The 13,418-nt window shown below is 32.5% G+C and carries 14 protein-coding genes; all 14 read right to left on the bottom strand.

The window, feature by feature from the left end:
• Nucleotides 1-31: 31 nt before the first annotated feature.
• The 14 genes from gmd to ABD769_RS12195 all read right to left on the bottom strand — a co-directional run bounded on the left by gmd (nt 32) and on the right by ABD769_RS12195 (nt 13,417).
• Nucleotides 32-1,159, bottom strand: a complete 1,128-nt coding sequence (gmd, locus tag ABD769_RS12260) for a GDP-mannose 4,6-dehydratase (protein ID WP_344851702.1) — start codon at nt 1,157-1,159, stop codon at nt 32-34.
• A 24-nt stretch (nt 1,160-1,183) separates the two neighbouring features.
• Nucleotides 1,184-2,071 (bottom strand): NAD-dependent epimerase/dehydratase family protein, encoded by an 888-nt coding sequence (locus tag ABD769_RS12255; RefSeq protein WP_344851701.1) that lies wholly within the window; start codon nt 2,069-2,071, stop codon nt 1,184-1,186.
• On the bottom strand, nt 2,071-3,213 hold the full coding sequence (locus tag ABD769_RS12250) for a glycosyltransferase family 4 protein (protein WP_344851700.1): 1,143 nt from the start codon (nt 3,211-3,213) through the stop codon (nt 2,071-2,073). Before ABD769_RS12250 ends, ABD769_RS12255 begins: the two co-directional genes overlap by 1 nt.
• Nucleotides 3,214-3,218: 5 nt before the next feature.
• Entirely contained in the window at nt 3,219-4,094 is an 876-nt protein-coding gene (locus tag ABD769_RS12245) for a glycosyltransferase family 2 protein (RefSeq protein WP_344851699.1), read from the bottom strand.
• Nucleotides 4,095-4,149: 55 nt separating this feature from the next.
• Complete coding sequence (locus ABD769_RS12240) at nt 4,150-5,226, bottom strand: hypothetical protein (protein ID WP_344851698.1); 1,077 nt, start codon at nt 5,224-5,226, stop codon at nt 4,150-4,152.
• Nucleotides 5,223-6,461, bottom strand: coding sequence for a hypothetical protein (locus tag ABD769_RS12235; RefSeq protein ID WP_344851697.1), 1,239 nt, complete (start codon nt 6,459-6,461; stop codon nt 5,223-5,225). The genes ABD769_RS12240 and ABD769_RS12235 overlap by 4 nt, the downstream gene beginning before the upstream one ends.
• Before the next feature lie 80 nt (nt 6,462-6,541).
• Nucleotides 6,542-7,429, bottom strand: a complete 888-nt coding sequence (locus ABD769_RS12230) for an alpha-1,2-fucosyltransferase (protein WP_344851696.1) — start codon at nt 7,427-7,429, stop codon at nt 6,542-6,544.
• The gene (locus tag ABD769_RS12225; RefSeq protein WP_344851695.1) at nt 7,429-8,658 is read right to left on the bottom strand and encodes a glycosyltransferase family 4 protein; all 1,230 of its coding nucleotides are present in this window, start codon (nt 8,656-8,658) and stop codon (nt 7,429-7,431) included. Before ABD769_RS12225 ends, ABD769_RS12230 begins: the two co-directional genes overlap by 1 nt.
• Nucleotides 8,659-8,661: 3 nt before the next feature.
• Nucleotides 8,662-9,516, bottom strand: coding sequence for a glycosyltransferase family 2 protein (locus ABD769_RS12220; RefSeq protein ID WP_344851694.1), 855 nt, complete (start codon nt 9,514-9,516; stop codon nt 8,662-8,664).
• Nucleotides 9,509-10,765, bottom strand: a complete 1,257-nt coding sequence (locus ABD769_RS12215; protein ID WP_344851693.1) for an O-antigen translocase — start codon at nt 10,763-10,765, stop codon at nt 9,509-9,511. Before ABD769_RS12215 ends, ABD769_RS12220 begins: the two co-directional genes overlap by 8 nt.
• Before the next feature lie 2 nt (nt 10,766-10,767).
• Nucleotides 10,768-11,379: a DapH/DapD/GlmU-related protein gene (locus ABD769_RS12210; protein ID WP_344851692.1), complete on the bottom strand. Its 612-nt coding sequence runs from the start codon at nt 11,377-11,379 to the stop codon at nt 10,768-10,770.
• Nucleotides 11,369-12,469, bottom strand: coding sequence for a DegT/DnrJ/EryC1/StrS family aminotransferase (locus tag ABD769_RS12205; protein WP_344851691.1), 1,101 nt, complete (start codon nt 12,467-12,469; stop codon nt 11,369-11,371). Before ABD769_RS12205 ends, ABD769_RS12210 begins: the two co-directional genes overlap by 11 nt.
• A complete protein-coding gene (locus ABD769_RS12200; RefSeq protein ID WP_344851690.1) occupies nt 12,466-13,038 on the bottom strand; it encodes an acyltransferase in 573 nt (190 codons plus the stop codon). The genes ABD769_RS12205 and ABD769_RS12200 overlap by 4 nt, the downstream gene beginning before the upstream one ends.
• Nucleotides 13,007-13,417, bottom strand: coding sequence for a sugar 3,4-ketoisomerase (locus tag ABD769_RS12195; RefSeq protein ID WP_344851689.1), 411 nt, complete (start codon nt 13,415-13,417; stop codon nt 13,007-13,009). The genes ABD769_RS12200 and ABD769_RS12195 overlap by 32 nt, the downstream gene beginning before the upstream one ends.
• Nucleotide 13,418: the final 1 nt, after the last annotated feature.

Below are 13,418 nucleotides of genomic sequence, written 5' to 3'. Positions count from 1 at the left end.
AGCCACTCACGTGTGCTCTCCATAAATAATTTTATTCGAACTGATTTTTAACACTATAACCTGCGGTTTTCAGCATTAATTCTTTTCTAAAGTGATTCACATCAGAAGCCATCATATCTGCTACCAAGCCAGCCAGATCATACTGTGGTTTCCAACCCAATTTAGTTTTAGATTTGGTCGGATCACCAATCAGTAAATCTACTTCTGTTGGTCTAAAATATGTAGCATCAACCGCAACTACTTCTTTACCATTTTCTATTTGATAATCAGTATTTGAACAAGAAACTACATAAGCCTTTTCTTCTACACCCTCACCTTTGAACTCCAGTTCTATACCTACTTGTTTAAAGGACATTTTAACGAAATCCCTCACTGAAGTAGTCACACCTGTCGCAATCACATAATCTTCAGGAGTTTCTTGTTGTAAAATTAACCACATTGCTTCTACATAATCTTTGGCATGCCCCCAATCGCGTAGCGCATCAAGGTTACCCAAATAAAGTTTATCCTGAAGACCTAATGCAATTTTAGCAGTTCCTCGAGTAATTTTACGTGTCACGAAAGTTTCTCCTCTTAATGGACTCTCATGATTAAATAAAATACCATTACAAGCAAACATATTATAAGCTTCGCGATAATTTTTAGTTATCCAGAAACCGTAAATCTTGGCTACACCATACGGTGAACGAGGATAGAATGGTGAATTTTCATCATAAAATCCTTTATGATTCTTATTTTCAGGCATTCCACCAAATAATTCAGATGTCGATGCTTGATATACTCTTGTTTTCTTTTCTAAACCTAAAATTCTTACTGCTTCTAAAATCCTTAAAGTACCAATACCATCGACATTGGCCACATATTCTGGCGAGTCAAATGAGACTTTCACATGACTCATAGCGCCTAAATTGTAGATTTCGTCCGGCTGTACTTCCTGTATTATCCGAATAAGATTGGTTGAATCGGTTAAATCTCCATAATGCAATTTAAACCTTACATCAGCCTCATGCGGATCTTGATATAAATGATCAATTCTGTCTGTGTTAAATAATGAACTCCTACGTTTGATACCGTGAACTTCGTAACCTTTTTTTAAAAGTAAATCTGCCAGGTAGGCGCCATCTTGTCCTGTAATACCTGTTATAAGGGCTTTTTTCATATTATTTTAAATATTAAGATAGAATTACCTCTTTTCGAACGAATTAGCTGTATTTGATAATCCTTCTCTAGATGTAACTGGTAAAGGCGAATTAATCGCCTCTTTTATTTTTCTGTTACTGACTATATAATTTTCGGTTAATTTATCTAAACGTTCGGTATTTAATGGTAGTTTAATAAAATCTGCTATTTTCGCTACCTTTCTTACTAGCCAAATCGGTAATGCCCATAATTTTGGTTGTTTGTTTAACGATTTGGCTAATATCTTAACAACTTCATTTGTTGACAATGGCTCATCGTCCGCAATGTTGTAAACTCCTGATTTCACGTTTTGTTCTAGTAGCGTATTGATTACAAAACAAAGATTCTCTATACTCAAAAAAGACCTTTTATTGTCAAAAGCCGCTAAAGGATATGGTATTCCCATTTTTACAAATTTGTATAAAAGATTTAGATTTCCTTTATTTTCAGGACCATGAATCATACATGGCCGTAAAATATAACAACTTTTTCCTGGCGGCAAGGGCTGTCTTAAAATATATTCTTCGGCCATAAGTTTAGATATCCCATAGTGCGTCAATGGGTTTGGAATGGAATCTTCTGTCAAAACTCCTTGTACCACATCAGCTACCGCTTTTACAGAACTAATAAATATAAATTTTTTTGAATTAGACTTTAAAAATTTATCATATAATTTTTTAGTTAATTCAAAATTAATCTCATAATATTGATCTGGATTTGAAGCTGCTTTCATATCGTGAGCCTTGCCAGCTAAATGTATAATTGGTAGTACACTACCAGTCTCTAATTCATTTGACCAATCACCTCTTAAATTTAAGTCTTTTGCGGAGCCTAAATACTTACTAAGATTTCTTCCGACAAATCCATTTATCCCAGTTATTAAAGCCGTCATTAACTTATATCTAAAAATTTACGCCCTATCTCTTCCCAGATAATTCGTTGCTTAAAATTCTCTACAACAAATCTCCTACCATTTTCACCATGTGTTTTTGCTAAGTCCCAATTTAATAAGTATCCTTTTATATTTTCAGCAATACCATATGATGAAATTTCAGTGTATTTCCCAGTTTCATTTTCAATTATTGAATCGATACATCCAGTCGATTTGCTGGTAATAACTGCCAGCTCCATAGCTGATGCTTCCAATACTACTGTTGGGAATCCCTCACGAAAAGACGGTAGAATAAAAATATCCATCAAGCCATAGTATGGTTTCACATCATCAATCAATCCCGTATGGATAATAGATGGTTCATTGATTATAAAATCTTTTACCTGGGATGAAAGGCCATCTCTTTCTTCAAATGGACCTATTAACAGTAGCTTTATATCACAGAATTCTTTTATTAATAATTTCCAAGCGCCGATTAACTCATTGATACCTTTGTCGTTCACCAAACGTCCAACGTAACCTACTATACGATTATTTGATGTAATATTATGAAGTTTTTTCAATTCATTCTGCATTGCAGGCAATAAGGTATGACGGGAAAATCTATCACTATCAATACCATTACAAGTACCTTTACTCAATAGCATATTTTTTTTTGGATTGTTTAGCCTTTCTTGGTTACTTTTATTAATGACAGACTGACTTACACAAACAATTTCAGTTGCCAATCTGCTCGTTAATTGTTCTATTTTTTTTAACAAAAAGCGTTTAAGACCAGTCGATGTCTCATACATAAGACCATGACGAAAATATACTCTCCGTTCAACACCGCTAAGATACCCTGCTACAATTCCTATCAGCGCTCCTTTAGGTGTATGCCCAAATACAATTTCTATTTTATTTTTTTTAATAAAATGCCGCAATGCCAAAATCGACTTTAAATCTTGAATCGGATTTATAGATCTTAAAATTGGAATATCTATCTTTCTGAATTTTTTCTCCTCAGCATATTTATTCAAGTGTTCTGAATTTGAACAAGCAACATAAAACTCTATTCCCTTATTTGCAAAATACGTAAACTGCTCACCTATATAATATGGTAGAACAAACGAAATATTGACAACATGTAATACTTTTCGCATATATTTTACAGATTATTTAAATTATTCAATATCGTCCTTGCATGAGAACGTTGGTTATCCGTTAGGGTCATATTTCTACGCGATGAAAGTATATGCTGCAATTTGAAGAGCCCAAATGTTTGATAAAGCGCATTCTTCAGATAGGTCTTTGAAATTTCAATGTACAACTCGGAACAACCCAAATATTTTTTACCATAGTTTTTCAGTATTTTTCGCAATGTTCGCATACTCAATTTATAATTATTCAAACTCACATTGCCCTCTCTGTAGAAGAATAGAGGCTCAGTAATCCTATAAAAAGCAGTATGGTTAAATGTTCTGCACCAAAGTTCATAATCTTCGGCCCGGAAATATGCATTATCATACCTATTTTGAACAAACCATGACTTTTTAGCCATCACAGTAGGGTGAATTAATATCGAAGATTTAATGACATCCCTACCAGAACGAATTTGGATTGAATGTATGTCTCTAATCCCAATTACGTTATTCTGTTCATCAATCGTGTAGGCTGCGGTAGCAACTACGTCAATTTCCGGATATTCTTCAAAACATTTGACCTGTTTCTCCAATTTATCCAACATCATGATGTCATCTGCATCCATTCTCACCACATACAGACCATTAGAAAAGTCTATAATTTGGTTCAAACGACTTATCAATCCCTTATTCTCACCATCCCTAATGATAGTTACTCTAGCATCTTCGCCGACAACTTGTTTTGCAATATTATAAGATTGATCTGTTGAACCATCGTCGATTAAACATAGTTCGAAATGAATATATGTCTGATTTAACACTGATTTAATTGCTTGAGCAATTGTTTTTTCATTGTTAAAGAACGGTAACCCAATGGTTAATAATACTGGTTTAGTTGACACTTTTATTTAATTTATTAATATAATTGCTGACTAAGATATCAAAAACAAATAATTTTCACTTTTTGTTACCATCAAATGGTAATGAGTTAAAGGTATTGTTTCTTCCCTTCTTAGTTTCCTCGAAGTATGGAACAGGCCAATCTATTATTTGCGCTGTAAAATTATTATATTCTGCACCATCCAAATAAAATGCTGGGTATTTGCCTACAACATGTTGGACGATAATATTGGAGAAAAAATTAGACATTATTGTTGCTTTGCCAGCCAATACATCCTCTTTTTTTCCAGTGTTAATTAGTTGCAGCGGTCTTAGGCAATTGTAAATAATGATATTATCAAAGGTATTTGCATTAATATATGAAATTTTATTTCCGCCAAAATAATCTAAATCACAGAATATACCATCTCTGAAACCATATATGTTAATGTTAAGAAACTTACAAAAAGCAATCAACGAAAGATTATTTTCATTTTTAAGTATCTGCAGCTTGAGACCAACCCCCTGTAAATGAGGATAATTACCTAATAAATTTAAATTTTCTAATAAGATTTCTTGACCTGTAAATGAATTTTTTTGCCATGGGTTAATTATTATCGCAGATTTTAGGTCAAGGGATGTCTCAGTACAATCAAGTGTAAAATTTTTTATGACAGCGCCTCTGAAGACACTAATACCGTCGACAGGGAGAGGTGCTTTGAGTTTGATTATACAATTTCTTCCATTTCCTTTCAGTGTAGCATATTCTGGAACAGTAATGCCTCCAGAGATTTCAAATATTCCCGCAGGTATCGTAGCCGTTTTGTATTTCTGCAAAATTTTGTTGATAATAACCTGATTATCATTCCTTTTTTCATTACACCCAAACCATCTAATATCTACATTATCACCATAAACTCTCTGAAAAAAATCTTTACCATAATTGATATAAATAACATTATCACATTTCGCAGCGTTCATTTCTGAACCATCATAAAATTTAGTTACTTTCCTTAAGGAAATTGCCTCACCTGTGTAACTATCAAAAACATTATACATTACATCACCAACTCTTGTGGCCTTGGATAATATCAGTTGTCCAAAGACATTTACAACATGAAATAATAATAAAGCTGTCATTAAATACTTTTTCATGATAACTTTCCCTGAATTCTAAGTTTCGGAGGAATATTACTCTTCATCATTAAGATCGCTAACAAAAAAAATAAAGATTTTATAGGCATATCTGCGCCTAAAAATAAATCACCCTTTACGTGCGATATAAAAAAATAAGCTGCCAATAGTATAGAAAACAATTTTAAAGCTCTAGACTTACCAAGAGTATGGGAGAATTGATAAATTTTAAAAAAAATCATTATATAAATAATACACATCATAAAACTACCTAATAAACCATAATACAATATATGACGCATATAGCCTGCATCGGTATCCATATAGTATCTAGTAGTATCGAGTGGATTTACATAGTATCCATCACCAATTAAAAGTGTAGACGCATTGGGCATAAAATACATTTTTTTTAGCTCATTTGATGAAGCAGTTTCCAATTTACCCCCATTATCATTTTGAAACAGTTCAAAGGCCCAGGGGACAACATTATTTTCCACTATATCAACAACATCGGTAGGCAAGATTGCCATGATTAGTATGATTAATGGTAATGTTATTATTAATATTTTAGTTAAAAACTTACCTAATTTTAAAAAAGGAACTTCTTTAATGTTGCTCGGTATTACTAAAATCACTAACCCCAATAAAAGTCCAATAAAACCAGTTCGCCCAGTTAAAAAAATGCTAATCGCTATTAATAAGAAAAATAAGGAATTTTTAAAAGTAATCTCTTTTTTATCCAACTTAAAAAGTAAGCATAAATACATCACACCCATTGATTGCACAATAGATAAATCCCATGTAGGGTTAAACGCAAAGCCAAGAAAGCGAAAACCACCTGAGAGTAAGTTCTTTTCTATCCTCGCATCCCCATCCTTTAAAAGTGAAAAAAAGAAAAACTTTACACTAGGTATAGCTAACATAAATAGTATTATTAAACTCTGTAATACTGTAGCTAAAACAAACATTTTAAGCAAATCAATTGGAGTAAAATATCGCTTTGCCCACCAAACGATACCAAATGCACCAGGAATGTAGAACAAAAGAAATGATAGATAAGATTTAAACACCTGCAAATCAAGAGAGCCGCTTACAAGTGCAACAATTAATGAGTATAAAACAATAAAACTTATAGATACAATTATTTTCAGTATAGAACGATCTATTCTAACTGGTACTTTCACTATCAAACTGGACAAAAATTTGAAAGCATAACAACAGAAAAAAGCCATACCTACAAGAATACCCGTATTCATTGGAAAAAAGTAAATAGGCGGATTATAAATAAATAGAAATATTATTCCTACAAGAAACAAATACCGTAATTTATTACCTATCATATTCTGATCCATTCATTTGGAACTATGTTATCAACATCCTCTGTAACAAACCAATTTTTAGGGGCAATAACTTTTTTTTCAATATATGGATTTAACCATGCTGCCCACCAGCTGAACGAACTATTGGCAATGATGTTATGTTTACACTGACCCATCAAAAATAAATCATGATAATCTTCAGTTGTTGTAATATATTCATGGTCATAAGATATCTTTAAGTTTTCTTTACACCAGGAAATGTCATCAGAAAAGATATAAAACCGTACACTTTCATATTGTAGGCTATTAACTATCGCCTTAATAGCATCTTCATAATAAGCTAAACTACAAATACCATGGTAAGAATTTGCTTGTATATTTGAGACATAATCACCTCTTCTTACATGTATACTTATTGAATTAAACATTTCTATTTGTTTTACCTTTAAGGCTAACTCTGAGTTATCAAATAGCCTTTCCAGATTAAAAGAATTTAATATGTGCTCCCTATATTCTTTAAAATATTCTTCTGATTGCCAGTAACCCTCTAAAAACAAATTTTTAGTACCAATATATTCAATTGATCTGAACGATTTATCTTTTTCAATTATATAGTTGGGATTAAATATTGAAAATTTACGATTAATTATTTTATATATAGAATTAAATATTGGAACCTTAAATGTAGTTATGCATGTATTTATATCTTTTTGAGACGCAATCTCATCAGTAATTCCATGAAAAATATTTAATCTAAATTGTCGTGGCGTTTCATTTGAAATATTTTTGCTATAATGAGATATATCCAATTTCAACTCAAAATTAAATTTAAGCGCAAGTGCTTTGGCCATAGCATACTGAAACATTTGGTTACCCAACCCACCCCAAATTTTTACTATTATCATTAATTTAATTTATTAACATGTGAAAAGTATAACCTTTCATATTTTAGAGCTATTTTCTCCCAAGTAAAGCCATTTAAAAATGCAGTATGTCCGTCATAAGCATATTTCTCCATTTGATTTGTATCCTTAACTAAATCACGTAAAATATCTGCAGAAGAATCAATATCCACTATGCTGAATCCATTATCATCAAACGTAGTTGGTAATAATTTTCCACCTCTCGTCCAGTTTATAATTTCTTTTGCATTTCCTACATCATTAACAAGAAAAGGTGTTTCTCCAGCTAAAGCTTCGAACAGTACGATAGGGGAGCATTCAATTAAAGATGTTAACATAAAAAGATCAGCTTGCTTATAAGCATTCACAGTGACAGAACGTGGAAATTCTCTTATATGTATACTGTTATTCAATTTTTTACTATTATGAAGCCGAGCCTTGGTTCGACAAGAAAGGCTGCAGTTTGTTCGCTTTAGGCCAAGTAAATTTAAGTAGCCCTTCAAAATACTTTTAAACTTCCCACCACTTGTTGTCACATTTCCGATAATCAACAATGCCGAATTAGGTATTTTAGCTTTTTGGAATATCTCAATTGATTTATCGTGACCTTTATATCCCGTATGACTGCCCACTGAAAGAATTAGCGTAGTCTCATCTGGAACTCCAATAAGTTCCCTTACATTGATGAAATTAGTTTCAGAAAACTCTTTTTCGCTAGCCCCATTCGGTATGATTTTAATGGACGTAATATTATTTTCTTTGGCAAAATTTATATCCCTATAATTATCTGATAAAAATACATTGTCATCATATCCTTTCATCCAGAGTTTCATCTTGGTGAAATATTCTCTATAAATAGGTTGATTAAGAGCAGAGAATCCCGTAGGTACAAATATTTTTTTCCCTTTCATTTGATCCATTATTGGCAGCATCAAATCAGTTGCCCACTGTTGTGCAGCAAAGTTTGTAATGATATCAAAATTAGATGCCAGTAAGTAGTTCTGATATTCAGAAACATCTCCTTTAATTCCCGTTGAATAATTACCTTCAATTTTAAACGCCACAATTTTAACTCCGTTGATTACTTCAACTTTTCTGTGTTCATTGTAAGATGTCGCTATGCTTACATCATGCCCCATTTTCACGAGAGCTTCCGATAATTGAGTTACAACTTCCTGCATTCCATGCCTAGATGGCAAGTAAGATTCTACCGTGTGAAGTATTTTCATCATATTTTACCAAAAAAACAATAGTCTTATGCAAGCTGTTAAATATCTGACACTAAAGAAATAATTCTTATTTTCCCAAAGCAGTGTCATTGTCTCTTTTTTAAATTTTGGCGCTAAAATATTTGCTTTTGATAAAATATGCAATTTAATTGCTAAAGGATATTGGTCTTTAGCAGACCATTGCTTTACAATATTTGTTTTAGCATTCTCCATCCTAAGAAGGTTATTTGACATATTCGAACCATGGCGCCTGTAAAATCCTAGGTTTTCATTTATAAAGCCGATTTTATAATTCTCAGCCATTTTAAGCCATAAATCCCAATCTTCAATATAACTATCTTCATTAAAACCACCTACTTTTTCCCATATATCTCTTTTGAACATCGTTGTTGAAGCAATAATTTTGTTATCAAATAGTAAAGTTTCAAACGATAACTCTTCATTCATATCATCGCCCAAATTACCTAAAAATACATTATTGTTATCAACAATTTTTGCCTTTCCAAATACAAGCGCATAATTCTCTGAATTTTCTAGAAAGTCAACTTGTTTAGATATCTTATTTAATTCCCAATAATCATCAGATGCTATGATACTGATATATTTGCCCCCTGCGTATTTTCTAATTGCTTTGTTCAGCGTTTTAGACAATCCTAAATTTTTTTGAATCTCGAGACTAAAGGTATATTTATTTGCAAGTTTTTGTAAAATACGTGGTGTCTCATCTTTTGAACCATCATCTATTACAATTACCTCGATATTTTTATATGTTTGATTGACAACGCTCTCTAAGCAGGCCTCTATAAAATCTTGATGATTGTAACACGGTATTATGACTGATACTAAAGGTAAATTATTCATTCGGAGTTAATAGTAGTTTTCGAAAAATAATAATCATAGCTATAAAACATAAAAAATAATTACAAGCGAAAGCAATTGAAATACCCTTTAATCCAAAATTAGTTGTAAGATAATAACTCAAAAGGACATAGCCCAAACTGAAAACAACTTCAACAATAATGTACGCTTTAGTCATAGCCTTTGCAAGCATTAGATAAGCCAGCATCCAAGAAGCCATTTTAAAAAAATCACCAACAAGCTGCCAAAGGAATAAGCTTTGCATCTCATTAAATTCGGGCGTGTATAATATCCTGATAATAAAAAATCGAAGGAAGTATATCAAAATGCAGCCTAAAAATACTAAAGGAAGTATTATTTTATATCCTCTAAATATTTCATTTTTTATCTCTGTATCTTTAATTAAAGATGAAAGTTTTGGAAGATAATACGTACTTAATGCTGTGGTGATTAGCATTAAATAGCCATCAGAAACTCTCATCATTCCTTGCCAAATTCCAGCAGCATTGATTCCTAAATTTGAAATTAGCATATTCCTTAATATAATTTGAGCAACAGGCATAGTTAAAGCTGTAACTATTGCCATTAAGCTGAAATGGCCTAACTTCATCGCTACTATTTTGTCTAGAGGTCCCTTAAAGTAGTCTATTGAAAACCAAGGACTTTTTACAATGAGCACAAGAGTTATAAAAAAAACAATTGACTGAGAAAGAACAAGAGCATACAGCGCGCCTTGTACTTTATAAAAATAAACTAAAACAATAGTAAATATTAGCCCAATAATACTTCCTATTGTGTTTACCCAGGTGTATAATCTAATCTGACCCTTACCGTTCAAAATCGAAATTAAGAGAGAATTTAGCGAATATAGAACTATAGTCAGGCCTAAAATCCTTATCGGATTTGTATATACATCGTTAGTAAGAATTAGGTTAGAAAAATTTTTTGCAAAAATGAGAAGGATTACTCCAACTATAATAGAACAAAAAAGAGAAATTAGAAATGACGTTCTAAAAATCTTCTTTAATTCATCCTCATCATTGTTAAACTCTGCAGTATACTTTACAACACCAGATGTTATTGCCCCATTTGCAAAAGATAATACAACTGATATAAAATTAGCAAATGCACCAATTAATGCTACACCTGCTGGACCAGTAAAAATTGCTATTGCCTTGCTCGCAACAAATCCTGAACTTATTCTAATAAATGTAACTATAGCCGAAAAAAGACTTGTTTTTATTAACTTCACAATTATACGTTAAGTTGTTTTATAAATTTACACGGATTACCTCCAGCAATAATATTGGCTTCAACTGATTTAGTTACAACAGACCCACTGGCAATGACTGAGTTTCTTCCAATTTCTACCCCTTTCAAGATTGTAACATTTGAACCTATAAAGACATTCTCATTAATAATTACCTCTCTGGTAATGTGTTTTCCAGACAATCTCTTATTTGGATCTATTTCATGAAAGTCCGAATCAAAGACTGAAAAATTTGGGCCTATTAAAACATCATTTTTTATCACAATACCAGCCCCTTCGCTTATAAAACTTGCATTATTATTTATATATATATTATCTCCAAAAACAATAGACGATGAAGTATTTCTTGCCTCAATGTAGATGTAGCTATTAAAAAAATTTGGTGAACCGTACACTCCTAAGTTAACATTTTCACCAAATCGGACTATTCCTTGTCCTAGAGCCAACATAGGAGTAGTCAAAATAGGCTTCCCTATTATTGTTTTACAATTTGATAATAGTTTATACTTTAATATTCTTTGTTTAATATATATCCTTGAAATAATTTTATTTAAAGTCAGTGCGGCTATTTTTTTAGATATTGACTTAATACTCATTTAAGATCGATATAATATGATCAACATCTGAAGAATCAATAACATTACTTAATGGTAATGAAATTGCCTCTTCATGGATTTTTTCCGATATAGGAAACAGCAAATCATTTAATTCCCTGTAAGCCTCCTGTTTATGCGGAGGGATGGGGTAGTGGATCACTGTCTGAATATTATTGTCGGTTAAATATTCTTGAAATTCTTGACGGTTTTGAACCCTTACTACAAAAAGATGCCAAACATGTGCACTCTGTACATCGGCACTTGGCATTATAATTTTCTGGTTGTTAACTTCATTAATATATCGGTTAGCAATTTTTCGTTTTATTTCTGTTTCATCATCAAGAGCTTTAAGTTTCACATTTAGCAATGCTGCCTGCAACTCATCCAATCTGCTGTTTACGCCCTTATATTTATTTTGATATTTAATATGAGAACCATAATTTAACAATGCCCTTAAAGTATCAGCCAATTGATCATCACTTGTTGTTATTGCGCCAGCATCACCAAGAGCTCCTAAGTTTTTCCCTGGGTAAAAACTAAAGCCGGCAGCATCTCCAAAACTACCTGCAAGTTTTCCATTAATATTTCTTGCCCCATGTGCTTGTGCACAATCTTCTATAACTTTAAGATTATATTTATTAGCAATATTCAAAATTTCTTCCATTTCACAAAGTTGTCCATACAAATGCACGGGCAAAATAGCTACAGTTTTTGATGTAATAGCAGCTTCTATCAAAGTGGGGTCGATGTTGTAGGTTGAAATATTCGGCTCTAAAAGAATAGGAACCAAATTATTGGCAGAGATAGCTAAAATGCTTGCAATGTAGGTATTAGAGGGTACTATGATTTCATCACCTTCCTTAAAAACTCCTAATTCCTTATAGGCCCTTATAGTTAAAACTAATGCATCTAAACCATTTGCTACACCGATACAATGTTTGACTCCCGTATAATGAGCAAATTCGTGCTCAAAAGTCTTCAACTCCTGGCCCATAATGTACCAACCTGAGTCTAAAACTCTTGTAAAAGCCTCTACCAACTGTAACTTATGGTTCTGGTTGATTTTATATAAATCTAGAAATTTAATCATTTTGTAATCGGTTTAAATCCATCTAAAAAATATTGTATACCCGTTTGCTTATCTATTAAGTCCAGCCCTAATAAACAAGCGTCATTTGTTATATACCCATGTTGTTTTGCGGGATTACCATACCAAACCGTAAATGGTGGTATTGACTTTGTCACAACGCTCCCAGCCCCAATAAAAGCCATTTCACCAATAGTGATGCCAGCTACAATTGTAGAATTTGCACCAATAGAACAGCCCTCTCTTAAAATCGTTTTTTTGAACTCTTTAGGATAAATTTTAGACCGTGGAATCAGATCATTCGTAAAAGTCACGTTTGGCCCAACAAACACATTGTTTTCAATCTGCACACCATCCCATACTTGTACCCCTGATTTAATTGTGACATTATCCCCAATTGTAACGTCGTTCTCTATGAAACAATTGCAATTAATGTTACAATTAGCTCCAATTGAAGCACCCCCTAAAATTACAGTAAACTGCCATACAACGGTATTTAATCCAATCTGGGTAGACTGAACATCTGATAGTTTGTGAATATTACCCATACGTATATTTAATGTATTCAACATAATCTCGGATATAATCTTCTTCATTAAAGGTATGAGATGCCAATACCAAACATATTGAACCCGATGAAAAGTTAACTTCTGAGGCCCAAATTCCAGGAGGAATGTGTAGTCCTATATAAGGTCTATTTAGTTGGATCAATCTTTTGGTCCTCCCGTCATCCAGTAAAACTTCAAAACTTCCACTAGCAGCAATTAAAAATTGATGGCACTCCTTGTGAGAATGTGCGCCTCTGGATTCGCCACCAGGTATGTCGTACAAATAAAAAATTCGCTTAATTTCAAATGGGATCTCTAAATTATTATGTACAGGTGTTATATTGCCTGCACGACTCTTAATTTGAGGAAGTTCAAAAATAGAACAATCGTATGTCGTAGTCATA

This window comes from Pedobacter jeongneungensis, from assembly GCF_039538295.1.
Lineage (GTDB): Bacteria > Bacteroidota > Bacteroidia > Sphingobacteriales > Sphingobacteriaceae > Pedobacter > Pedobacter jeongneungensis.
Note: the sequence above shows the minus strand (reverse complement) of the source record. Positions and strands in the feature narration are given on the sequence as shown.